This window comes from Micrococcaceae bacterium Sec5.7, from assembly GCA_039636785.1.
GTDB lineage: Bacteria > Actinomycetota > Actinomycetes > Actinomycetales > Micrococcaceae > Arthrobacter.
Genome location: CP144169.1, coordinates 313252 through 335705 on the forward strand (window position 1 = coordinate 313252; position 22454 = coordinate 335705).

22 protein-coding genes are annotated in these 22454 nt (G+C 63.5%); 6 read left to right on the plus strand and 16 right to left on the minus strand.

Features of this window, described 5'->3' with window-relative positions; all coding sequences use genetic code 11:
• Positions 1-2 precede the first annotated feature (2 nt).
• The 11 genes from V3C33_01365 to V3C33_01415 all read right to left on the minus strand — a co-directional run bounded on the left by V3C33_01365 (position 3) and on the right by V3C33_01415 (position 12079).
• Positions 3-1325 (minus strand): thymidine phosphorylase, encoded by a 1323-nt coding sequence (locus V3C33_01365; protein XAS68008.1) that lies wholly within the window; start codon positions 1323-1325, stop codon positions 3-5.
• Positions 1322-1774: a cytidine deaminase gene (locus tag V3C33_01370; protein ID XAS68009.1), complete on the minus strand. Its 453-nt coding sequence runs from the start codon at positions 1772-1774 to the stop codon at positions 1322-1324. The genes V3C33_01365 and V3C33_01370 overlap by 4 nt, the downstream gene beginning before the upstream one ends.
• A complete protein-coding gene (locus V3C33_01375) occupies positions 1774-3087 on the minus strand; it encodes an ABC transporter permease (GenBank protein ID XAS68010.1) in 1314 nt (437 codons plus the stop codon). Before V3C33_01375 ends, V3C33_01370 begins: the two co-directional genes overlap by 1 nt.
• Positions 3084-4457 (minus strand): ABC transporter permease, encoded by a 1374-nt coding sequence (locus V3C33_01380; GenBank protein ID XAS68011.1) that lies wholly within the window; start codon positions 4455-4457, stop codon positions 3084-3086. Before V3C33_01380 ends, V3C33_01375 begins: the two co-directional genes overlap by 4 nt.
• Complete coding sequence (locus V3C33_01385; protein XAS68012.1) at positions 4450-6015, minus strand: ABC transporter ATP-binding protein; 1566 nt, start codon at positions 6013-6015, stop codon at positions 4450-4452. Before V3C33_01385 ends, V3C33_01380 begins: the two co-directional genes overlap by 8 nt.
• 166 nt (positions 6016-6181) lie before the next feature.
• Complete coding sequence (locus V3C33_01390) at positions 6182-7249, minus strand: BMP family ABC transporter substrate-binding protein (protein XAS69613.1); 1068 nt, start codon at positions 7247-7249, stop codon at positions 6182-6184.
• 301 nt (positions 7250-7550) lie between these two features.
• Positions 7551-8579, minus strand: coding sequence for an NADP-dependent oxidoreductase (locus tag V3C33_01395; GenBank protein XAS68013.1), 1029 nt, complete (start codon positions 8577-8579; stop codon positions 7551-7553).
• On the minus strand, positions 8576-9007 hold the full coding sequence (locus V3C33_01400; protein XAS68014.1) for an organic hydroperoxide resistance protein: 432 nt from the start codon (positions 9005-9007) through the stop codon (positions 8576-8578). Before V3C33_01400 ends, V3C33_01395 begins: the two co-directional genes overlap by 4 nt.
• A 42-nt stretch (positions 9008-9049) precedes the next feature.
• On the minus strand, positions 9050-9484 hold the full coding sequence (locus tag V3C33_01405; protein XAS68015.1) for a MarR family transcriptional regulator: 435 nt from the start codon (positions 9482-9484) through the stop codon (positions 9050-9052).
• A gap of 149 nt (positions 9485-9633) precedes the next feature.
• On the minus strand, positions 9634-10833 hold the full coding sequence (locus tag V3C33_01410) for an amidohydrolase (protein ID XAS68016.1): 1200 nt from the start codon (positions 10831-10833) through the stop codon (positions 9634-9636).
• Between the two features lie 112 nt (positions 10834-10945).
• Complete coding sequence (locus V3C33_01415; GenBank protein XAS68017.1) at positions 10946-12079, minus strand: sugar phosphate nucleotidyltransferase; 1134 nt, start codon at positions 12077-12079, stop codon at positions 10946-10948.
• 255 nt (positions 12080-12334) lie between these two features.
• On the opposite strand from V3C33_01415, the gene sdhC reads away from it, so the two are divergent.
• The 5 genes from sdhC to V3C33_01440 all read left to right on the plus strand — a co-directional run bounded on the left by sdhC (position 12335) and on the right by V3C33_01440 (position 16752).
• Positions 12335-12715, plus strand: a complete 381-nt coding sequence (sdhC, locus tag V3C33_01420; GenBank protein ID XAS68018.1) for a succinate dehydrogenase, cytochrome b556 subunit — start codon at positions 12335-12337, stop codon at positions 12713-12715.
• Between the two features lie 3 nt (positions 12716-12718).
• Positions 12719-13186, plus strand: coding sequence for a succinate dehydrogenase hydrophobic membrane anchor subunit (locus V3C33_01425; protein ID XAS68019.1), 468 nt, complete (start codon positions 12719-12721; stop codon positions 13184-13186).
• A 105-nt stretch (positions 13187-13291) separates the two neighbouring features.
• A complete protein-coding gene (gene sdhA / locus V3C33_01430; GenBank protein ID XAS68020.1) occupies positions 13292-15100 on the plus strand; it encodes a succinate dehydrogenase flavoprotein subunit in 1809 nt (602 codons plus the stop codon).
• A 1-nt stretch (position 15101) separates the two neighbouring features.
• A complete protein-coding gene (locus tag V3C33_01435) occupies positions 15102-15884 on the plus strand; it encodes a succinate dehydrogenase iron-sulfur subunit (protein ID XAS68021.1) in 783 nt (260 codons plus the stop codon).
• A gap of 97 nt (positions 15885-15981) precedes the next feature.
• A complete protein-coding gene (locus V3C33_01440) occupies positions 15982-16752 on the plus strand; it encodes an alpha/beta fold hydrolase (protein ID XAS68022.1) in 771 nt (256 codons plus the stop codon).
• Here V3C33_01440 and V3C33_01445 read toward each other — a convergent pair.
• Genes V3C33_01445 through V3C33_01465 form a run of 5 tightly spaced genes read right to left on the minus strand, consistent with a single transcriptional unit; the run spans position 16709 to position 20880 of the window.
• The gene (locus V3C33_01445; GenBank protein XAS68023.1) at positions 16709-17815 is read right to left on the minus strand and encodes a YihY/virulence factor BrkB family protein; all 1107 of its coding nucleotides are present in this window, start codon (positions 17813-17815) and stop codon (positions 16709-16711) included. The genes V3C33_01440 and V3C33_01445 overlap by 44 nt on opposite strands.
• Positions 17793-18389, minus strand: a complete 597-nt coding sequence (locus V3C33_01450) for a 2'-5' RNA ligase family protein (GenBank protein XAS68024.1) — start codon at positions 18387-18389, stop codon at positions 17793-17795. Before V3C33_01450 ends, V3C33_01445 begins: the two co-directional genes overlap by 23 nt.
• 4 nt (positions 18390-18393) lie before the next feature.
• Positions 18394-19437, minus strand: a complete 1044-nt coding sequence (trpS, locus tag V3C33_01455) for a tryptophan--tRNA ligase (GenBank protein ID XAS68025.1) — start codon at positions 19435-19437, stop codon at positions 18394-18396.
• A 20-nt stretch (positions 19438-19457) separates the two neighbouring features.
• Positions 19458-20291 carry an exodeoxyribonuclease III gene (locus V3C33_01460; GenBank protein XAS68026.1) on the minus strand — a complete coding sequence of 278 codons (834 nt, stop codon included), beginning with the start codon at positions 20289-20291 and terminating at the stop codon, positions 19458-19460.
• A gap of 10 nt (positions 20292-20301) precedes the next feature.
• Positions 20302-20880, minus strand: a complete 579-nt coding sequence (locus V3C33_01465; GenBank protein ID XAS68027.1) for a hypothetical protein — start codon at positions 20878-20880, stop codon at positions 20302-20304.
• 655 nt (positions 20881-21535) lie between these two features.
• Between V3C33_01465 and V3C33_01470 the strand changes: the two genes are divergently transcribed.
• Positions 21536-22312 carry a glycoside hydrolase family 16 protein gene (locus V3C33_01470; GenBank protein XAS68028.1) on the plus strand — a complete coding sequence of 259 codons (777 nt, stop codon included), beginning with the start codon at positions 21536-21538 and terminating at the stop codon, positions 22310-22312.
• The last annotated feature ends 142 nt before the right edge of the window (positions 22313-22454 follow it).

Genomic DNA, 22454 nt, shown 5'->3' on the forward strand with positions numbered 1-22454 from the left:
GCTCAGGATATGCGGTCGATGATGAGCTTCTGCGCCGGGCGGGAACCCTCGGGAGCAATGACCACCGCGTCCTTCAGTGCTTCCTTTGCCCGGGCGAACTTCTCCGGGGTATCCGTCAGAAGCGTCATTAGTTGTTCGCCCGCCCTGACCATGGCACCTGGTTTGGCATGCATCCGCACGCCGGCGCCAGCCTGGACGGCATCTTCCTTGCGGGCACGTCCGGCACCGAGACGCCAGGCAGCAACACCTACGGACAGGGCATCGAGTTCCACGAGGACACCGTCTGCCGGGGCGTAGATGACCTCGGACTCCCTGGCAACAGGGAGTGTGGCCCGGGGATCTCCGCCCTGTGCCTCGATCATGCGGTTCCAGACGTCCATGGCGCGGCCATCCTTGAGGGCAGCCCCGGGATCGGCGTCGTGGACTCCGGCGCACGCGAGCATCTCCTCGGCCAGGCGGATTGTGAGCTCCACCACGTCCTCCGGTCCCCCGCCGGCCAGCACCTCCACGGATTCCTCCACCTCGATGGCGTTTCCGGCCGTGAGGCCCAGCGGAGTGCTCATGTTGGTCAGCAGGGCCACCGTGTTGACGCCGGCATCCTTGCCCAGGGCCACCATGGTCTCTGCGAGTTCCCGGGCACGGGCCTCGTCCTTCATGAACGCGCCGCTGCCCACCTTGACGTCCAGGACCAGCGAGCCGGTGCCTTCGGCGATTTTCTTGCTCATGATCGAGGACGCAATCAGCGGAATCGCTTCCACAGTTCCCGTAACGTCCCGGAGGGCATAAAGCTTCTTGTCCGCCGGAGCCAGGCCGGCACCGGCTGCGCAGATGACTGCACCGACATCCTGCAGCTGGGCCATCATTTCCTCATTGCTCAGGTCTGCGCGCCAACCCGGGATGGACTCCAACTTGTCCAGTGTTCCGCCTGTGTGGCCCAGTCCGCGCCCGGACAGCTGCGGGACTGCCACACCGAAAACAGCCACCAGAGGCGCCAGCGGCAGCGTGATCTTATCCCCCACGCCACCAGTGGAGTGTTTGTCGCTCGTCGGCTTCACACTGCCGTCGGGGCGCCGCAGGCTGGAAAAGTCCATCCTCTCGCCGGAGGCGATCATGGCCGCGGTCCAGCGGGATATTTCCGACCGGTCCATGCCGTTGAGCAGGATGGCCATGTTCAGGGCCGCCATCTGCTCGTCGGCGATGACACCGCGCGTGTAGGCGTCGATGGTCCAATCGATCTGCTCGGGGTTCAGCATGCCTTTGTCCCGCTTGATGCGGATGATGTCGACGGCGTCGAACGCTTCGGTTTTATTTGTGGTGCTTGTCACCGGGGTTCCTCCAGGTGTTGGGGACCAAATGCATCGGGGAGCACCTGGTCCATCGTCTTGATTCCGTGCGTGGTCATAAGCTCCATGCCGGGAGCCCGGAATTCATACAGCAGCTGGCGGCAACGCCCGCACGGCATCAGAACGTTGCCGCCTTCGTCCACACAGTAGAAGGCACGCAGCAGCCCGCCGCCGGTCATCCGGAGATTGCCCACCATGGCGCATTCCGCGCACAGCGTCAGGCCGTAGCTGGCGTTTTCCACATTGCAGCCGCTGACAATCCGGCCGTCCGCGGTGAGGGCGGCTGCCCCCACCGGGAACTTGGAATACGGGGCGTAGGCGTTTTTCATGGCGCTGTACGCCGCTTCTGCCAGGGCACGCCAGTCGACGTCCCCTGTTGCCGGGGCAGCGTTGTCCGGCACGGACGGGGCTTCGGCATCCGGCACCTCCATCAGCCCTTGACGTACGGTATGCCGCTGGCCGCCGGCGGCCTGGACCTGCCAACCAGTCCGGCCACGGCCAGGACCGTCACCAGATACGGAAGCATGGCCATGAACTGGCTGGGCACCGGGGTGCCGATGATGGTCACGATGCTCTGCAGATTGTCCGCGAAGCCGAACAGCAGCGCGGCGAAGAAGGCGCCGATCGGATTCCAGCGTCCGAAGATCAGGGCAGCCAGGGCAATGAAGCCTCGCCCGCCGGAGATCTCCTTGGTGAAGCTGTCGATCGCCACCAGCGTGAAGAAGGAACCGCCGATGCCGGCAATTGCGCCGCCCAGGGTCACGTTCCAGAACCGTGTGGCGTTGACCCTGATGCCCATGGTGTCCGCAGCCTGGGGGTGTTCGCCCACTGCACGGACCCTGAGACCCCACTTGGTCTTGAACAGCCCGATCCATACAACGATCACTGCAATGTACATGAGGTAGCCCACCACGGACTGCTTGAACAGGATGGGCCCGAGCACGGGGATGCTGGAGAGCACCGGGATGTCGATGATGGGCAGCCGGCCGGGCGAATTGAACTGCTCTTTGTTGGCCTGCATCACGGTGCTGAACAGGAAGCCGGTGACACCGGAAACCAGCACGTTGAGCACCACGCCCACAATGATCTGGTTCACGAGGTACTTGATGCTGAAGAGTGCCAGCACCATGGAGACGACAGCGCCCGCCGCAGCCGCGGCCAGCAGGCCGATGAAGGGACTCTTGGTCATGGAGGCCACCATGGCCGCGGTGAAGGCGCCGCCGAGGAGCTGGCCTTCGATGGCAATGTTCACCACGCCCACGCGTTCACACAGCACACCGGACAGGGAACCGAAGACCAGCGGCACGGCCAATGTCACGGAGCCTGCAATCAGGCCAGCCAGCGAGATGCTGGGAGTGCGGGCCCCGCCCACAACCCAGATCAGGAATGCGGCCACAAACAGCACAATAAAGGCGATCGACAGCCAGCCGGGGGCGGCCCGGCTCCTGGTCTTGAGGTACACGGTGTAGCCGGCCAGGCCGAGCATGATCACGGACAGGACAATGCCGCCCAGGAACGCCGGTACCTCGAGGGCCGGAAGCTGGAAGAAATCGCCGCCTGAGGAGATGCCGAACCTGGCTGTCTGGTTGGGACCCATCAGGCCGAAGAAGATGAAGGCCACAATGCCAAGGCCCGCCAGCAGGACGGGGGTCTGCCACGTGACCGGCTTTGCCGACGTGACCGGGACGTTTTCAGTTTCCGGCTGCGGGGTCCCCGGCCGGGGGGCTGTTGCTGTTGCGCTCATGCGGCACCTCCGGTGGTTGCGGCCTTGTGGGACGTGCCGGCTTTTGCCGTTTTCCTGCGGCGCGGATTCAGCCCGAACACTGCGCGGACCAGCGGCGGAGCCGCGATGAACAGGACGATCAGCGACTGGACCACCAAGACGATGTCGATCGGGGTGCCGGTCTGGATCTGCATCTGGACGGCTCCGGCGCGGAAGGCGCCGAACAGCAGGCCGGCTGCGAAAGTCCCCCACGGCGTCGAGCGTCCCAGCAGCGCCACGGTGATTGCGTCGAACCCGTAGGTTGCCGCAACGCCGTCGGTCAGGACCTTCTCGGTTCCTGCAACCTGGGCCACACCGGACAGGCCTGCCAGGGCGCCGGCGATTGCCATCACCAGGATGGTGGACCGGAAGACGTTGATGCCGGCCGTCTGCGCGGCCTTGGGGTTGGCTCCCACGGCCCTGAACTCGAAGCCCACGGTGGAGCGGTTGAGCAGCCACCACACCAGCACCGTGGCGGCGATGGCCAGGATGAAGCCGAGGTGGAGCCGGTACTGCGTACCCAGGATCTGTGGGTAGACGGCGTTCGGATCCAGGATCGGGGAGATCGGATTGGACTCCCCCGGCCGCTGGAAAGCTTGAGTATCCAGCAGGTACCGGAGGAAGTACAACGCGATGTAGTTGAACATGATGGTCAGGATGACCTCATGGGCGCCGGTCCGAGCCTTCAGAAGCCCCACCAGTCCCCCCCAGATGGCGCCGCCGACGATGCCGGCCACCAGAACCAGCAGCAGGTGCAGGCCTACCGGGAGATGCAGTGCGAAGCCCACCCAGGCAGCCAGGATGCCGGCCATGATGATCTGGCCCTGCGCACCGATGTTGAAGAGTCCCGCACGGAAGGCAAGGGCAACGCCAAGGCCTGCAGTGACCAGCGGGGTGGCGATGGTCAGGGTTTCCATCAGCGGGGCAGACTGGCCTGCCAGCCCGGCACCGCGCGGGTTGAAGACCGAGCCCTGGAACAGGGCCACATACGATCGGGTGGCGGCGGTCCATACAGCTGAGAGGAAGTCCGAGGGCCGGGCGAGGATGTAACTTGCCGTGGCCCCCACCTGCTTGTCCGTGCTGGCAATGAGCAATCCTCCGAGTATCAGCGCCAGCAGCACAGCCAGAACGGACACCGTGCCACTGCCGGTGAAGATCTTGCGCAGGAGTGTGTCCGGGCCACCGGGCAGGGTGCCGCTCTGGGCCGACATGGGGACAGCTGAAGGCTCAATTGCTCCGCCGGCTGTGTCCAGGGACGCTGCTGCAGCTATTTCTTCAGCAGCAGGTTTGCTCTTGTGGCGTTTCTCGGCAGGCTGCTCGGCAGCGTGCCTGTGGGGTTGCTTGTCAGACATTGTCGCCTCCTTCGGCGGGGGAGGAGGGAATCTTCACCGGACGGTCCGTGTGGGCTTCCTCGGGCGCCAGCCCTGCCATCATCAGGCCCAGGACGTCGCGTCCCGTCCCTGCCGGGACTATGCCCACCAGTTTGCCTTTGTACAGCACGGCAATGCGGTCAGCCAGTTCCATAACCTCGTCCAGCTCGGTGGACACGATCAGGACCGGTGTGCCGTTGTCCCGCTCGGCAACGATGCGCTGGTGCAGGAACTCGATGGATCCCACGTCCACACCACGGGTGGGCTGGGAGGCAATGAACAGACGGAGCGGCCGGGAGAGCTCCCGTGCCATCACCACTTTCTGCTGGTTGCCGCCGGACAGCGTTCCTGCGGCCAAGGAGCCCGAGGGTGTACGGACGTCGAATTCGTCAATCCGTGACCTGGCATTCTCCAGGATTTTGGCGGGGCTCATGCTGATGCCCCTGGCAAAGGGCGGCTGATCGTACAGATCCAGCACCAGGTTCTCCGCAATGGAAAAGGTGCCGATGAGTCCGTCGACGGTCCGGTCCTCCGGAACGAAGCCGACGCCTGCCTTGAGCACCTCCTTGACGCTGCGGCCCAGGAGTTCCTCCCCGTCAAGGAGGATGGAGCCGTGGCAGCGTTCCTGCAGCCCCAGGATGGCCTCCGTCAGCTCCGTCTGGCCGTTGCCCTGGACACCGGCCACGGCAAGGATTTCACCGCGGGCGACGCCGAAGCTGATGCCGTCCACCACATGTTGGCCGCTTGGTGCGATAACGGTGAGGTCCTTGACCTGGAACGTAGTTTCCTGGGGTTGGGCGGGGGCCTTGTCCAGGGTCAGGCTGACCGCACGGCCCACCATCATGGACGCCAGCTCAGTGGTCGAGGCGCCTGGGTCCGCCGTACCCACCACCTTGCCGCGCCTGATGACCGTAATAGTGTCGGACACTGCCTTCACTTCACGGAGTTTGTGCGAAATGAACACAATCGAGGTGCCGTGGCTTTTCAGCTGACGCATGATGTCCAGCAGTTCGTCGGTGTCCTGCGGAGTAAGCACGGCAGTGGGCTCATCCAGGATCAGCACCTTGGCGTTGCGCACCAGTGCTTTGATGATTTCCACACGCTGCTGGACGCCCACGGGGAGGTCCTCCACGAGGGCGTCGGGGTCGACGTCGAACCCGTATCTGTCAGAAATCTCCTTGATCTTGCGTCGGGTGTCGTCCAGGTTCAGGAAGCCGCCCGCTTTGGTTGTTTCGGCGCCCAGCGCCACGTTCTCGGCCACGGTGAAGACCGGCACCAGCATGAAATGCTGGTGCACCATGCCGATCCCCGCGGCCATGGCATCGCCGGGGCCGCGGAAGGTGACAGGCTTGCCGTCGACCAGGATTTCACCCTCGCTGGGCTCGTACAGCCCATACAGCACATTCATCAGGGTGGATTTTCCGGCACCGTTCTCGCCCAGCAGACAGTGGATCTGTCCGGATTCAACAACCACGTCTATGTGATCGTTGGCCACCAGGGAGCCGAAGCGTTTGGTGATCCCCTTGAGTTCAAGTTTCAAAACTCTGACCAATCTCGAAGCGCCCGGCAATGAACCCGAGCGGGATATGTGGCTGCAGCACCAGCCTAGTGCCTGCAGTCCTTGGTTGAGCGGACCATCCGCAACGAAAAGCGCCACCGCCCGGCGAGTCAATGACCATCCGGGTGGTGGCGCTTGGCGTGGGAAGTTATGCCTTGGGGCTGGCTGCGGACTCAACCTTCAGCTTGCCGTCAACGATGTCCTTCTTGATCTGGTCCAGCTCCGTCTTGAGCTCGGCCGGAACCTGGGATTCGAGGCTGTGGAACGGGGCCAGGCTGACTCCGTCGTTAGCGAGGGTGCCGACGTACGGCGTGTTGGAGAACTTGCCGTCCTTGTCGTCCTTCACAACGGTCTCAACGGCCTCGCCCATCTGCTTGATCACAGAGGAGAGCATAAGGTCCTTGTAGTCAGGAGCCGTCAGGAAGCCGTCGGAGTCGACCCAGATGAGCTTCACGTCCTTGCCTGCTGCCTTGGCTTCCTTCAGGGCCGCGCCGGCACCCTTGCCAACCGGACCGGCAACGGGCATCACGATGTCTGCACCCTGGTCCAGGAAGTTCTGGGTGAACTGCTTGCCCTTGTCCTGCTTTTCAAAGTCGCCGGTGAAGCTGCCGTCCTGCTTGGCCTTGTCCCAGCCAAGGACCTTGACGGTCTTTCCCTTTTGCTCGTTGTAGTACTTCACGCCGTCCGCGTAGCCGTCCATGAAGATGGTGACCGTGGGGATCTTGATCCCGCCGAAGGTGGCCACTGTTCCGGTCTTGGTGGAGCCGGCTGCGAGGTAGCCGGCCAGGAAAGCTGCCTGGGCGGTGTCGTAGATGATGGGCTTGACGTTGCTGATGGGGGTTTTGTAGCCGAAGTCAATGATGGCGAAGTGGCTGTCCGGGTTGGCTGTGGCCTGCTTTTTGGTGGCGTCGCCCAGCAGGAAGCCCACCGTTACCGTGAGGTCGCAACCGGCGGTGACCATGGCACGCAGGTTGGGCTCGAAATCGTTGTTGGTCTTGGACTCGACCTGGTTGACCTTGATTCCCAGATCCGTCTCGGCCTTCTTCAGGCCTTCGTAGGAAGACTGGTTGAATGACTGGTCATCGAATCCCCCGGAGTCGGAGACAATGCAGCCGGTGTAGTTACTTGCCGTGGCGGACGGGCCACCGGCTTCCGGGGCAGCTCCACAGCCGGTGAGCAGCAGCGCTGCGGCACCAACGGAGGCCACGCCGGCCATTGAACCGCGCTTGAGATTAGCACGCAGTGAGTTCTTCAATTTTCCTCCAGGAAGAAAGAGATAGGCGCCACGACGGGGATTCAATGAGTGTCCGTTTCTACACTGAAATTCTGTTTTCACTGATGGTTTCGCAGCACTGCGCCGAGGCGCACTGATGCAAGATACTTTAGTGGCCTGCGACACGTCCAGTACCACATGCGGGCTGAGACCTGAAGATTGTTGAGAACTTGTTACCAAGCAGTAGCGGGCGCCCCAAGTCACACGGCGCCCGCTGCTGCTGCTGCTGACAGCATGGTCCCGCTTAGATCCGCACCAGCATCTTGCCGGTGTTGGCGCCGTCCAGCAGATCCATAAAGGCCTGCGGAGCGTTCTCCAGCCCGTCCACCATGGTCTCGTCGTAGCTGATGGTTCCGTCCGCCAGCCAGGCCGACATCTTTTCCGCGAATTCGGCAGCGTGCTTCCGCTGGCCGCCCACCAGGAATCCGCGGAGGGTCAGCTGCTTGCCGATTGCTGCCATCAGGTTCCGCGGACCGGCGGGCGGTTCGGTGGAGTTGTACTGCGAGATGGCACCGCACATGGCCACGTGTCCGCCCACGTTCAGCACCGACAAGGCGGCCTCAAGGTGGTCCCCGCCGACGTTGTCGAAGTAGACGTCGATCCCGTTCTCTCCGGCGGCTTCCTTCAGCTGATCCCGAACGGGACCGTCGTGGTAGTTGAAGGCGGCATCGAAGCCAAGCTCGAGCAGCCGGGCCACTTTTTCCGGCGTGCCGGCGCTCCCGATCACCCGGGAAGCGCCCATGGCCCTGGCAATCTGCCCCACCAGCGAACCCACGGCCCCGGCGGCGCCCGAGACGAAGACTGCATCCCCGGCCTTGAATTCGGCCACCTTGAGGAGGCCGGCATACGCTGTCAGGCCGGTCATGCCCAGCGCCCCGAGGAACGCCGACGCCGGAGCGAGATCCGTGCGCGCCAGTGTGGTTGCTCCGACATCCACTACCGTGTATTCGCGCCAGCCGAGTTGATGCACGACGGCGTCCCCCACCTTGCGTCCTTCGGATCTGGACGCGATCACCTCACCTACCGCTCCGCCGTCGAGCGCTGCATCCAGGGCAAACGGTGCTGAATAGGACTTCACATCATTCATCCGGCCCCGCATGTACGGGTCAACGGAGAGGTAAAGGTTGCGGACCAGAACCTGGCCGTCCTGGAGTTGCGGCAACGGCGCCTCGGCCAACCGGAAGTTCTCCGGAACCGGCCGGCCCACGGGGCGCGACGCGAGCCGGATTTCGCGGGTTGACGCCGGCAGCTGGACTGCCTGGTTGTCGCTCATGCTGCGAACTCCACGAGGTTGATGGCGACGTCCATGTTGCCGCGTGTGGCGTTGGAGTAGGGGCAGATCCGGTGGGCCTTCGCCATCAGCGCCTCCGCAGTCTCCCGGTCCAGGGCGGGCAGGGCAATCTCCAGCTCAGCCGCCAGGCCGTAGCCTTCACCGCTGTCGAGGGCGCCGAAATGGATCTTGGCAGCCACGGCGGAATCGCTCAGATCGGCACGTTGCTTGCGGCCCACCAGCCGGAGGGCTGAATGAAAGCAGGCCGCGTACCCTGCGGCGAAAAGCTGCTCCGGGTTGGTTCCTTCGCCGTTGCCGCCGAGCTCTACCGGGCTGGCCAGACCGACGTCGAGTTTGCCGTCTTTGGTGCGTGCGTGGCCGTCGCGGCCTTCGCCGGAGGCCAGTGCCTCGGCAGTGTAAAGAGTCTTCATGTGCTGTCCGTTCTATTGGATTGGAAGTCTGTTGGATTGGGATCAGTGTGAGTCGTGGAGGGCGGCCGTGAGCCTGCCCAGGGTGTCCCGGAGCTGGTCAAGCTCCGCGGCCGTAAGGCCTGCTGCATCAGCCAGGTGCTGCGGGATCCCGGTGGCTTTGCTGCTGAGTGCCTGGCCTGTGTCAGTCAGTTGGACGGCCACCCTGCGCTCGTCCTCGGCGGACCGGCGTCGCTCCACGAGCCCCAGCGCCTCGAGCCGCTTGAGCAACGGTGACAGTGTGCCGGAATCCAGGCCCAGTTCATCGCCCAGCTCTTTGACCCCGCGCGGTTCGTTTTCCCACAGCACCAGCATCACGAGGTACTGAGGATACGTCAGGCCCATTGCGTCGAGCATGGGCCGGTAAACGGCAGTGGCCGCCCGCGACGCCGAGTAGAGGGCGAAGCACACCTGGCGGTCCAGTCTGGGGGCATCGGTCACGTCTAAAACGATAGCGCACAATTCAATTGTGCACAACTCCATTGGTCAAACACGAGCGCATAACGGGCAGCTGAGGCCGCGAAATCTCCGAGATCAGGACTCCGAAATCAGGGCCTCAAGTGTCCGTTTGCGCCAGGGAATGGGAGGGTTCAGAGGTCCCGGATGGTGCGCAGGGCGGCGGCGGTAAGCACCTGGATGCCCAAACCCAGGGCTCGCTCATCCAGGATGTAGTCGCCGCGGTGGAGATCGTATTCCTCGCCGCCCGGCGTCTTGGTGCCCAGGCGCATCATGGCTCCGGGAAGTTCGGCCAGGAACCAGGCGAAGTCCTCGCCGCCCATGGACTGGGGCGTGAGCACCACGGCGCCTTCACCGATTTCGGCACGGGCGGCCGCTTCGATCAGGGCCGTCTCGTGCTCGGAGTTCACCACCGGCGGCACTCCCCTGGTGTGCTCAAGATGGACGTCAACGCCATAGGGCTCCGCCACCTGCCGCACTACTTCATCCAGCAGTTCGCCGGCGCTGTGCCAGGCATCGCGGTCCAGGCACCGCATGGTGCCGGCCATGTATCCGGTCCCCGGAATGGCGTTGGGCGCCGAGCCTGCGTTGATCTGGCCCCAGACCACCGAAACACCGCTGCGCACATCAACACGGCGTGACAACACTGCCGGAACGTTGACAGCGATCTGGGCCAGCGCGAACACGAGGTCCTCGGTGAGGTGCGGACGCGAAGTATGGCCACCGCGGCCGCTCAGCTCGATCTTGATGGTGTCCGAGGCGGAGGTGATGGCCCCGATGCGGGTACCGATGCGCCCGACGTCGATCCTCGGATCACAGTGCAGCGCCAGGATGCGCGGCACACCGTCCAGGACACCCTGTTCGATGCAGGAGAGAGCGCCGCCCGGCATGGTTTCCTCTGCGGGCTGGAAAATGATGCGCACCCTTCCGCGCAGGGGTGATTCCTGATGCATGCTCTGCAGGATCAGGGCCACACCCAGCATGGTGGTGGTGTGGATGTCATGGCCGCAGGCATGGGTTACGCCATGATTTTTGGAGGCGAAGGGAAGCCCGGTCTCCTCGATAATAGGCAACGCGTCAATGTCCCCGCGGAGTGCGGTGGCGATGGGACCCTCGCCGATGTCCACCGTCAGCCCCGTGCCTTCAAGCCGGCGCGGGGCCAGCCCTGCGGTTTGCAGTCGTTCCACCAGTTTGTCGGTGGTGCGGAACTCTTTGAACGACAGCTCAGGGTGCGCGTGCAGGTCCCGGCGGAAATCGATCAGTTCCGGCAGCAGCGGCTCGAGCCACGGCCCCACCAGAGCGGTGGGCTGAGCTTCTGTAGTGTAATTGCGCACAGAATAACTCTATCGAGCGTGCAAAGAATACCGGCATCGCTGCCGGCGCGTTACGGATTCCGGACTTTTCTCAGAGCAGGCTGCGCATGAAGCGTGCGGTACTCCTGCGGCCCTAGAGAACGTCGGTATCGCCGCTGGCTTTGAGCCTGTCAACCGCACCCTTGACCCGCTGAGCGTGTTCCTTGGTGGTGACAAGCAGCGCGTCCGGAGTGTCCACAATGACCACGTCCTTGATGCCGATCAGGGCAATGACACGCTTGGTATCGGACACCACCACCCCGCTGGCATTTTCAGTGAAAACGCGGGCGCCTTCGCCGAGGACTGTGACGTCGTCCACCTCCCTGGCGCTGTTGAGCCGGCCTACGGAAGCAAAGTCCCCGACGTCGTCCCAACGGAAAGTACCAGGCACGACGGCGACGTCCCCGGCAGCCGCTGCCGGCTCTGCCACTGCGTAGTCAATGGCGATTTTGGGCAGTGTGGGCCAAATGCGGGCAGTGACCTCATCGCGTTCCGGAGTGTCCCAGGCCTCCGCGATCTCCTGCAGACCCGCGAAGAGCTCGGGCTGGTTGGCTTCCAGATGCTTGAGCATGAGGGAGACCGGAGCCACGAACATGCCGGCATTCCAGACATACTCGCCGCTGTCCACGTACTGCTGCGCCACTTCTTCATCCGGCTTCTCCACGAATTCCACCACGGCCTGCGCGCTGGGCGCACCCGGAATATTCAGCTTTTCGCCGGAACGGATATAGCCGAATCCGGTGGAGGGGTGGGTGGGCTTGATGCCGATGGTTACGATCTTCCCTGCGGCGGCCGTGTGAATGGCCTCGCGGACTGCCTCCTGGAACAGATTGTCCGGGCTGATGACCTGGTCTGCGGCGAAGGATCCCATGATGATGTCCGGGTCCCGCTGGTGAAGAATGGCGGCTGCGAGGCCAATGGCCGCGCCGGAATCCTTGGGTTCGCTTTCAAGCACCAGATCCGAGTCCTGAACCTCAGGCAGTTGGCGGCAGACGGCGGCGCGGTGAGCCGTGCCGGTAACCACCAGGACACGGTTGCCCGCAAGGGGCTCCAGCCGGTCGTAGGTTGCGCGGAGCAAAGTGCTGCCGGAACCCGTGAGGTCATGAAGGAACTTGGGAGCTGCTGCACGTGACAGAGGCCAGAGGCGGGTCCCCACACCGCCCGCCGGAATGACCGCGATGAAGCGGCTCAGCGCGGAATCCTGGCTTGTCATTTTGTCTGTACTCATCACGATTACTTTAGCTGACGGCTTCAGGGAATCACCGCGGAGGGGATTCCGGGTGCAAGTTGGGCGCGCAGGATGTGGCCTTGATCTCAAAAATGGCCAAAAACCGCGCCGGGCGCCGTCACCAAGGAACTCCTAAATTGAATAAGCTGTGAGCGAAGCCTAGATTTAGGCCTGAGCTATGAGTGCTCTCGCAGCAGGCGTTCCCCCCGCGTGGATCCCATGCCAGCGCCGCTGTGTTGCAGGGAGGTTTATTCAGTGCCGACAAAACCAGCTGGCACCTTGTACCGCGGCCGTGAAGGCATGTGGTCCTGGGTTGGACACCGCATTACAGGTGTTGTGATCTTTTTCTTCTTGTTGGTCCATGTGCTGGACACATCCCTTGTGCGGGTGTCCCCCGATGCCTACACCGCGGTGATCGGCACCTACCAGAACCCGCTGATGGCCGTGGGTGAAACGGGCCTGGTCGCAGCGATTGTGTTCCACGCCTTCAACGGCCTGCGGATCATCGCCGTCGATTTCTGGAAAAAGGGCGCGAAGTACCAGCGCCAGATGCTCTGGGCAGTCCTCGCTCTCTGGATTGTCACCATGGTGGCCTTCGCTATCCGTCACCTGTCCCTCGCCTTCGGAGGTCACTAAGTCATGACTACTACTGAGATCCAGTCCCCGCGCAGCGGGAAGATCGAGCCGAAGTACCGCCGTCACGGCAGCTCCAGGGGCAACTTCGAAATGCTCGCCTGGCTGTTTATGCGCCTGTCCGGCGTGGTGCTCATTGTCCTCATCTTCGGGCACCTGTTTGTGAACCTCATGGTGGGCGAGGGTATCCACGCCATCGACTTTGGCTTCGTTGCCGGCAAGTGGGCCGACCCGTTCTGGCAGTTCTGGGACCTTGCCATGCTGTGGCTGGCCATGCTGCACGGCACCAACGGTGTGCGCACCATCATCAATGACTACGCCGAGAAGGACTCCACCCGGCTGTGGCTCAAGATTGTGCTCTACGCCGCAACCACCGTCATCATCGTTCTGGGCACCCTGGTGATCTTCACGTTCAACCCGTGCCCCATGGTGGACGGCGTTCCCCTGCCCGGCGGCTTCTGCCCCGCGCCGTAGCGGTTTTCTGTTTTTGTCTGCAGCGTAGTGCGGGCAGCGATTTTGCGGAGCAGGCTTCGCCGGCCCGTTGTTTCATAGCGAATTTTGAGAGAAAGAGCGTCTGGTATGCAGGTCCATAAGTACGACGTCGTCATCGTCGGTGCCGGTGGCGCCGGCATGCGCGCCGCGATCGAATCCGGTCAGCGTGCGCGAACAGCAGTACTGACCAAGCTCTACCCCACCCGCTCTCACACCGGTGCGGCGCAGGGCGGCATGTGTGCGGCATTGGCCAACGTCGAGGAAGACAACTGGGAATGGCACACCTTCGACACCATCAAGGGCGGCGACTACCTGGTTGACCAGGACGCCGCTGAAGTCATGGCCAAAGAGGCCATCGACGCTGTGCTGGACCTCGAAAAGATGGGTCTGCCGTTCAACCGCACACCCGAGGGCCGGATCGACCAGCGCCGTTTCGGCGGGCACACCCGGGACCATGGCAAGGCCCCCGTCCGCCGGGCATGTTACGCAGCTGACCGCACGGGCCACATGATCCTGCAGACGCTGTACCAGAACTGCGTCAAGCACAACGTGGAGTTCTACAACGAGTACTACGTCCTGGACCTCCTGACTGTTGAAGAGGATGCTGTCCGCGAGGACGGCACGCCGTACAAGCAGAAGCGTGTTGCCGGTGTGGTCTCCTACGACCTGGCATCCGGAGAATTGCACGTCTTCCAGGCCAAGTCAGTCATCTTTGCCACCGGCGGTGCCGGCAAGGTCTTCAAGACCACGTCCAACGCGCACACCCTGACCGGCGACGGCATGGGCATCGCGTTCCGCCGCGGCATCCCCCTGGAGGACATGGAGTTCTTCCAGTTCCATCCGACAGGCCTCGCGGGCCTGGGCATCCTGCTTTCGGAGGCGGCACGTGGCGAAGGCGCCATCCTGCGCAACTCCGAGGGTGAGCGCTTCATGGAGCGGTACGCCCCCACCATCAAGGACCTGGCACCACGCGACATCGTGGCCCGCTCCATGGCCAACGAAGTCCGCGAGGGCCGCGGCTGTGGCCCGAACAAGGACTATGTGCTCCTTGACCTGACCCACCTTGAGCCTGCCCACATCGACGCCAAGCTGCCGGACATCACCGAGTTCGCCCGCACCTACCTAGGGGTTGAGCCGTACACGGAGCCGGTTCCGGTCTTCCCCACGGCCCACTACGCCATGGGCGGCATCCCCACCACCATCAGCGCCGAAGTGCTGCAGGACAACAACACCGTGATCCCTGGCCTCTACGCTGCCGGTGAAGTAGCCTGCGTGTCCGTGCACGGTTCCAACCGCCTGGGCACCAACTCGCTGCTGGACATCAACGTGTTCGGCAAGCGCGCCGGCATCGCAGCCGCCGAATACTCCAAGACAGCCGAGTTCGTTGATCTGCCGGCGGATCCGGAAGCCGATACCCTGCAGCTTTTGGAACACGTCCGGACTTCGGAGGGCACCGAGAAGGTTGCTGCCATCCGCAAGGAACTGCAGGACACCATGGATGCCAACATGCAGGTGTTCCGCACGGCTGAGACGCTGAACCAGGTCCTGACCGACATCGCATCCTTCGAGGAGCGGTACCAGCGCATCAGCGTCCAGGACAAGGGAAAGCGCTTCAACCTTGACCTGCTCGAGGCTGTTGAGCTGGGCTTCCTGCTGGAGCTCGCCAAGGTCATGACCGTGGCGGCACTGCACCGTGAAGAGTCACGCGGCGGCCACTTCCGCGAGGACTTCCCGGACCGTGACGACGAGAACTTCATGAAGCACTCCATGGCGTACAAAGAGGACCTTGCACCGGCGGACGGGACGGCGGGAACCGCGGAAACAACCGCCGGGATCCGGCTTGGCACCAAGCCGGTTGTCTTTACGCGCTACGAGCCGATGGTGAGGAAGTACTAAAATGACCGCTGAACTTGCTGAGCCAGTCTCCAAGATCGAACTGCCTGCCCACATCGGAGGCGGCGGAGAAATCCCCTCCTTTGATGTCACGCTGCGGGTCCGCCGCTACAACCCGGAGGTCTCCGAGGAGTCCACCTGGGACGAATTCAAGGTCACCATGTACGGCACCGACCGTGTGCTGGATGCCTTGCACAAGATCAAATGGGAGATCGACGGCTCCGTTTCCTTCCGCCGCTCCTGCGCCCACGGCGTCTGCGGTTCCGATGCCATGCGCATCAACGGCCGCAACCGCCTCGCCTGCAAGACCCTCCTCAAGGACCTGGACACGTCCAAGCCCATCACCGTTGAGCCCATCAAGGGCCTGCCGGTGGAGAAGGACCTGATTGTGGACATGGAACCCTTCTTCCAGTCTTTCCGCGAGGTTATGCCGTTCCTGATCAACAGGGGCCACGAACCCACCAAGGAACGCCTGCAGTCCGCCGAAGACCGCGAACGGTTTGATGACACCACCAAGTGCATTCTCTGCGCCGCGTGCACGTCCTCGTGCCCGGTTTTCTGGACCGACGGCCAGTACTTCGGCCCGGCGGCGATCGTCAACGCGCACCGCTTCATCTTCGATTCCCGCGATGATGCCGGCGACATGCGCCTGGAGATCCTGAACGACAAAGAAGGTGTGTGGCGTTGCCGCACCACCTTCAACTGCACCGAAGCATGCCCGCGCGGCATCCAGGTGACGCAGGCAATTGCCGAGGTCAAACAGGCAATTCTTTCCCGCAGGATCTAATCCAGTTCACCGCGGACGACGGCGCCGCTCACCATTGTGGTGGGTGGCGCCGTCGTGTTTTCCACAGTTTCACAAGCTCCAGGCGAAAGGGAGTGCGATGTCACGTTCCGAACGGGTCAGTTTCGAAGGCACCACCGGCGAGCTGCTGTCCGGCATCCTGGATATCCCCGGGGGACCGATGAAGGGCTGGGGTGTGTTCTCGCACGGGTTCACCCTGGGCAAGGACAGCCCTGCTGCTTCGCGGATGTGCAAGGCGCTGGCGGACAACGGCGTGGGCATGCTGCGCTTCGACAACCTAGGCCTGGGCGATTCCGCCGGGCTCTGGTCCGAGGGCTCGTTCAGCCACAAGGTGGCGGACACAGTCCGGGCCGCAGAATTCATGCGCGCCGAGGGCAAGGCCATCTCGCTGCTGGTGGGCCATTCGTTCGGCGGCGCGGCCGTGCTGGCGGCAGCGCACCAGATCCCGGAGCTCGACGCCGTCGCCACAGTGGGCGCGCCGTTCTCACCGAAGCATGTGGCCCACGTTTTCGACGCGGCACTGGATAAGATCCTCAGCGAAGGCAGCGCTGAAGTGGACCTGGGCGGCAAACGATTGGAGATCCGCAAGCATTTTGTGGAGGATCTGGAGAATGCCGACCTCACAGACTGCATCACCCGGCTGCACACGCCGCTGATGCTGCTGCACTCCCCCACCGACAACACGGTGGGGATCGAGAACGCCAGCACTATTTTCATGACTGCACGGCATCCGCGGAACTTTGTGTCCCTCGAAGGCAGCGATCATCTGCTGACCGGCAAGGGTCAGGCCGCCCGCGCAGCCAAGATCATTTCTGCCTGGGCCGACCAATACCTCGACGCCGGGCAATAGGAACCGCGGGACGGTCACGGTCCGCGGGAGTCTTACCGGGCTGGATCTGGCGAGAGCCCCGGCCCGCCTTCCTGGCCTCAGGGGCGTTGCTGAGGTCCTCCTCGCGGATGGCGGACCACGCTGCGGCCACGAGGTAGACCTGGCTGACAAGGTTGAACCAGATCAGCAGCCCGATGATGATGGCGAACGGCGCCAGGATGGGGTTCCGCCCCGCACCCGCCAGCAGCTCGGTACTGAAAACCTGCAGGACGGTGGTGCCGATTCCAGCCAGGATGGTCCCTTCCAGGAATGCGCGGCGTGAGAGCTTGAGTCCTCCGGCCAGCCGGAACATCACCACGGCCGTTACCCAGCTGAGCAGCAGCGGCACTGCGATCTTGATTATTGCCGCCACCGGGCCGGCTAGCGCAGGATCCAGCTGCAGGAGTCCAATCACCCAGCCTGATGCGGTTCCGAACAACAGCGACACACCGGAGCTGATCACAAGGGCCACTCCCAGCAGGAGCAGAGTTCCGGCGTCGTGCAGTTTCAGGACCACAGGATTCATTTTCAACGGACCGAGCCGCATCACGCCTCGGAGGCCGTCACGCAGACCGGCGATCCAGCCCAGTGACGTGATGATGGTGACCGCGGCGGCAATAACGGCTGTCCAGCCCAGTCCCTGGGGGTTCAGGAGATCCTGCGGATCGACCAGCCCTTCGCCGCCGTTCACTTTCAGCAGCCCGGGGGCACTCGCGGACACATTGCCGATAATCCGGTCCAGCAGCTCGGGCTGCCCCCGCAGCACCAGCCCCGCAATGGAGAATCCGGTGGTCAACAGTCCTGTGATGGAGAAGAACATGTTAAAGCCGATGCCGGCGCTCATCAGCGGGCCATGCTGGAGGCTGTAGTGCTGCCAGGCACGCATGGGCCTGAATGCGTTGAGCTTGGCCAGCAACCATTGGAACATCGCGAGGGGCCGCGCGAGCGGGCCGTTACCGGACCGCCTGGCTTTGCCCCACTCCACCCTTTTCCGGATGACTTCCCGTTTCAGGCTGGCGCGATCAGTGGGAAGCGGAGGCTCCATCGGATCTTTTAGCCCGGCGTGAGTCTCGTTCGCTGTCGGTTTCGATGCCAAAGTCCAGCTCTTCCCGTAGCTGCCAGATACCGTCGGTATCGTGCTCGTAAAGTCCCATGCTAGCCACCGGAAACGTTGCCCTGTAGTCCTTCAACACCGTTTCCGCCTCGTCAAGGCTCTCGGGTGCGACATCGTGGGCAATGGTGACATGCGGGTGGAACGCGAACGGCAGATCCCGTTCCAGCGGTCCTGCCTGCAGCTGTTCATGCAGGTTGACGCACGCCCCGAAGCCGTCCTCGACATTGATGAACACCACCGGCGAGACTGGCCTGAACGATCCTGTCCCGGCAATGGTGACCGTAAACGGCTCCTGCCGGCGGGCCACGTCGCGGACATGGCAGCGGGTGGCTTCCCAGTCGTTGGTGGGGGTTGTGGTGATCAGCGTGATGTGGGCGGGGATCACTCCGGCCATGGGGTCGCCAAAGGATGCCCGCCACCGCTGCAGTTCCTCGGCAATGGCAGGCGGGAAGCCCAGAATGACGCCAACGCTCATTCCTTCACTGACACTGCTGGTGGCCGACATTGAACTAGCGGGCTCCTGTGCGGCGCAGTGGTGGCAGGAAGCCCATCCGCTCATAGGCCTGGGCGAGCGTCACGGAGGCGATTTCGCGTGCCCGCTCGGCGCCCTGGGCCAGCAGCCGGTCCAGTTCGGCCGGATCGCCCATGAGCTCGTTGGTGCGGTCACGCAGAGGCGTGATGAACTCCACCAGCACGTCGGCCAGATCCACCTTCAGGTGGCCGTACATCTTGCCCTCGTATTGCTGCTCAAGATCCGCAACCGACGTGCCCGTCAGCGTGGAGTAGATGGTGAGCAGGTTGGAAATACCGGGCTTGGCTTCCGCGTCGAAGCGGATCTCCGTGCCGGCGTCAGTCACGGCTGATTTGATCCGCTTGGCTGCTACCCTGGGGTCCTCCAGCAGCTGGATGGCACCGTTGGGAGATTCACCGGTCTTGGACATCTTGGCGGAAGGGTTCTGGAGATCGTAGATCTTGGCGCTGGACTTCAAAATGGTGGCTTCCGGCACCGTGAAGGTCTTACCGAAACGGGCATTGAACCGGTGAGCCAGATTACGCGTCATTTCAAGGTGCTGGCGCTGGTCCTCGCCCACGGGAACCAGATCCGCCTGGTACAGCAGAATGTCGGCAGCCATCAGTGTGGGGTACGCAAACAACCCGACGGTGGCGGCATCCGCTCCGGCCTTCTGGGTCTTGTCTTTGAACTGCGTCATGCGGGACGCTTCGCCGAAACCGGTGATGCAGTTCAGTGCCCAGGCCAGCTCGGCATGTTCCGGCACGTGGGACTGCACAAAGAACGTGCACTTTTCCGGATCGATTCCCGCGGCAATGTATTGTGCCGCCACGATCCGTGTCCGCCTGGCCAGTTCCGCCGGTTCAAACTCGACGGTGACGGCATGCAGGTCCGGGATGAAGAACACGGCGTCATACTCTGCCTGCATGTCCACCCAGTTGCGGACGGCGCCGATGTAATTGCCCAGGTGAAGGGAGTCGGCCGTGGGTTTGGCACCGGAGAGGATGCGCTTTTTGCGTTCAGTTGCGGCGGGGATTGTCATTCGGTGAAAACCTTCAGGGCTTAGAGCCGGTAGTCCACTACCAGCGGTGCATGGTCAGAGAAGCGCGTGTCCCATGACGCCGCCCGGTCAACGGTTGCCGACACTGCAGCTGCCGCGAGGGCCGGGGTGGCCATGTGGTAATCGATGCGCCAGCCAGTGTCATTGTCAAAGGCCTGGCCACGCTGCGACCACCACGTGTAAGGGCCGTCGACGCTACCCGCCAGGCCCCTGTGGACGTCCTTCCAGCCGATTTCCTCACCGAAGAAGCGGTCAAAGTACGCGCGCTCGCCCGGAAGGAATCCTGCACGTTTGACGTTGCCCTTCCAGTTCTTGATATCCAGCTCCGTATGACCCACATTCAGGTCGCCCACTACCAAGGCATGGTCACTGTGCTTGGCCAGCTCCGGAAGCCTGTTGATCATGACGTCCAGGAAACGGTATTTGTCCACCTGCTTGGGGGTGTCCGCCTCGCCGGAATGGACGTAGGCGCTCACCACTGTCAGCTGGGAATCCTTGCCGGCTGCGTCGGTCACAGCGAAGTCAGCCTCGACCCAGCGCCCGGTGGTGGCGAAGTAGTCATCGCCAATGCCGTTTCGCGTGGCCAGTGGCTTCTCGCGGGAGGCAATGGCCACTCCGGCGCGTCCCTTGGCTTCAGCTTCCGCATGGAGGATGTGCCAGCCCTCCCCGAGGAGTTCGCCGACAATCGCGTCCGGCGCCCTGACTTCCTGGAGGCACAGGATGTCCACCCCGCGGGGCTCAAGCCATGCCGCCATGCCCTTCTTGTAGGCAGCACGGAGGCCGTTGACGTTGACTGATGCGATGCGAAGGTGGTCCTTCTTCAATGCCGATCTCACCCGCACCACTCTAGTCGATGATGGTTCCGCTGACGGGCTCGCCGGCGCCACCAGGGGACTTGATCAAGTCGCGGGCATTGGTGGCAGTGATCTCCATGGTCTCCAGCGCCCTGCGGATGGTGTCCTGGTCGGCGGCATCGCCCTTGGCACGTTCCTGGGCAACAACGCGCACCTGTACCTGGACGATCTTGAAGGAGTGGTCCAGCTTGAGGTTGCGGACTTCATCCGCTTCGCTGCGTTCGCGTACCAGGCGGGTGCCGCCGTGATCCGCAGAGCCCGACGACGGCGCCCGGCCGGCTGCTGAGTTGAAGGCATTCTGCGCCTGGGCCAGTTTGGCGCCGGCTTTTTTGGCCGCCTTCTGGATGCTGAACACCACAAACGATGCGAGGAGCAGCCAGAACAGCGCGATGACGGCCACGATCCAGCCCACGACGTCGTTCTGGTTGGCCGCGAAGATGACGGCCACGAGGAACGCGACGATGAAAACGCTCATGCCCAGTCCGCCGATTCGGAACATGGAGAATCCGCCCTTGGCCGGGTTTGACGATGCCGGATTGGACGAAGACTTGGAGTTGCCCACAGATTGCATGGATCCATTGTCTCAAACCAGTGCCGGGTCTTGGCGGCGCTTCCACCGCCGGCGAACAAGCCCTTCGAAAGGCCGGCGGGTGAAGCGTCTACTGCCTCCTGCCACCGGGATGCGGAACGGTGTAACCCTGGCCCTGGACACCGGCTCACCCCGAAGTCATCGGTTTGCAGGCAAAGGTAACGATCAGGTAACGTTGGCGGCTGGGCCTGAAGGCCTGGCCCGTACGCAGGGCCGGGATGCCTGAACGCAAGGCCCGGATGCGCAGAGCGGAGCCGTAGTAGCTCCGGCCCCTGTGAAGGGGACCGAAAGAAGCGTCCCGCATTCGTAATCACCCTATTTGTGACTGTCGTTTGCGCCAGTCCTAACCCCGAAGGGGTCTCTCTTGTTCAAGAAGAAAATAGCCATAGCAATTACCATCGGCGCTTTGTCCCTGACCGGGTGCAGCATCGCTCCCACGTCAGGACGGGCGTCGGCCCCATCCCCGGCAGACCGTGCGGCGTCAGCGCCATCCCCGACGGGCCGGGCGTCAGCCCCATCCCCGGCAAGCCGGGCGGCCTCAGCCCCTGCCGCCGCAGCCCCGGCATCTTCAGCCGCGGCAACCCCGGCGCCGGTCCCGGCCGCTTCTGGCACGGACCCAGCCCCCACCGCCGCAGCGTTGGCAGCGGCAGCAACCTCTCCGGGCACGGCTCCGGCTGCCGCAGCCCGCACTTCGGCCGCCGCTGCTGCAGCCCCGGTGGCCGTCGCACCCGCTGCCAACCATGTAGCGGCCGCCACGACGGGCGACGGCACGCAGGCAGCCACCGCCTTCGGCTGGGGTCCGGTCCTTGCCGGCGACGAGTTCTCCAACACCGGCGCACCTGACCGCACAAAGTGGGGTGTCTACAACGGTGCAGGGCATGCGGGCAAGGGCGTCCGCAGCCCCGCGGCCTGGTCCGTCGCCAATGGCGTGGCCACGGTACGCGGTGACTCAGCCGGCACCACTGGCGGCATGTCGGCAAAGTTCGCGCAGCAAAAGTACGGTCGCTGGGAAACGCGTATGAAAACCAGTGCACGGGACCCGAAGTACCACCCGGTCCTGATCCTCTGGCCCAATAACAACGCTTCCCCGAACTGTGCCGAGATCGACTATGCCGAGGGCAACGCGGAGACCGCCAAGATCAAGTTCTTCCTGCATTACGCCTGCGGCGGCCGGGATTTCCAAACCACAGCGGCGCGGCCGGTTGATACCACGCAGTGGCATAACTACTCGGTGCAGTGGACCCCGGCCGGCATCACCGGATACGTCGACGGAGTGAAGACCTTCACCGACACGAACCCGGCGCACCTGCCCTCGGTCGGCATGCACCAGACATTGCAGCTCGACTGGTTCCCTGACGGCTCCGCCACCAAGCCCTCCCAGATGCAGGTCGACTGGGTCCGCGTCTACAAGTAGGACTGCCCAATCGCCGCCGGGCGAAATCCGCCTGTGGGGTGGCTGTTCGCGCCGGTGATACTGAGGGGTGAGGAATTGACGGAGGGCATTAACGGCGGTGTCCAGTTCTTTAGGGGTCAGAACCGGAGCAGGTCGTCGCTGG

Bases quoted from the DNA above. Each gene is read 5' to 3' on its own strand.
- V3C33_01415 (XAS68017.1), bottom strand. From the start codon at position 12,079: ATGAGTACAGACAAAATGACAAGCCAGGATTCCGCGCTGAGCCGCTTC.
- V3C33_01450 (XAS68024.1), bottom strand. From the start codon at position 18,389: ATGTCGGCCACCAGCAGTGTCAGTGAAGGAATGAGCGTTGGCGTCATT.
- trpS (XAS68025.1), bottom strand. From the start codon at position 19,437: ATGACAATCCCCGCCGCAACTGAACGCAAAAAGCGCATCCTCTCCGGT.
- V3C33_01435 (XAS68021.1), top strand. From the start codon at position 15,102: ATGACCGCTGAACTTGCTGAGCCAGTCTCCAAGATCGAACTGCCTGCC.
- V3C33_01375 (XAS68010.1), bottom strand. From the start codon at position 3,087: ATGAGCGCAACAGCAACAGCCCCCCGGCCGGGGACCCCGCAGCCGGAA.
- V3C33_01380 (XAS68011.1), bottom strand. From the start codon at position 4,457: ATGTCTGACAAGCAACCCCACAGGCACGCTGCCGAGCAGCCTGCCGAG.
- V3C33_01370 (XAS68009.1), bottom strand. From the start codon at position 1,774: ATGGAGGTGCCGGATGCCGAAGCCCCGTCCGTGCCGGACAACGCTGCC.
- V3C33_01445 (XAS68023.1), bottom strand. From the start codon at position 17,815: ATGGAGCCTCCGCTTCCCACTGATCGCGCCAGCCTGAAACGGGAAGTC.
- V3C33_01395 (XAS68013.1), bottom strand. From the start codon at position 8,579: ATGAGCGACAACCAGGCAGTCCAGCTGCCGGCGTCAACCCGCGAAATC.
- V3C33_01390 (XAS69613.1), bottom strand. From the start codon at position 7,249: ATGGCCGGCGTGGCCTCCGTTGGTGCCGCAGCGCTGCTGCTCACCGGC.
- V3C33_01465 (XAS68027.1), bottom strand. From the start codon at position 20,880: ATGCAATCTGTGGGCAACTCCAAGTCTTCGTCCAATCCGGCATCGTCA.
- sdhA (XAS68020.1), top strand. From the start codon at position 13,292: ATGCAGGTCCATAAGTACGACGTCGTCATCGTCGGTGCCGGTGGCGCC.
- V3C33_01440 (XAS68022.1), top strand. From the start codon at position 15,982: ATGTCACGTTCCGAACGGGTCAGTTTCGAAGGCACCACCGGCGAGCTG.
- V3C33_01400 (XAS68014.1), bottom strand. From the start codon at position 9,007: ATGAAGACTCTTTACACTGCCGAGGCACTGGCCTCCGGCGAAGGCCGC.
- V3C33_01425 (XAS68019.1), top strand. From the start codon at position 12,719: ATGACTACTACTGAGATCCAGTCCCCGCGCAGCGGGAAGATCGAGCCG.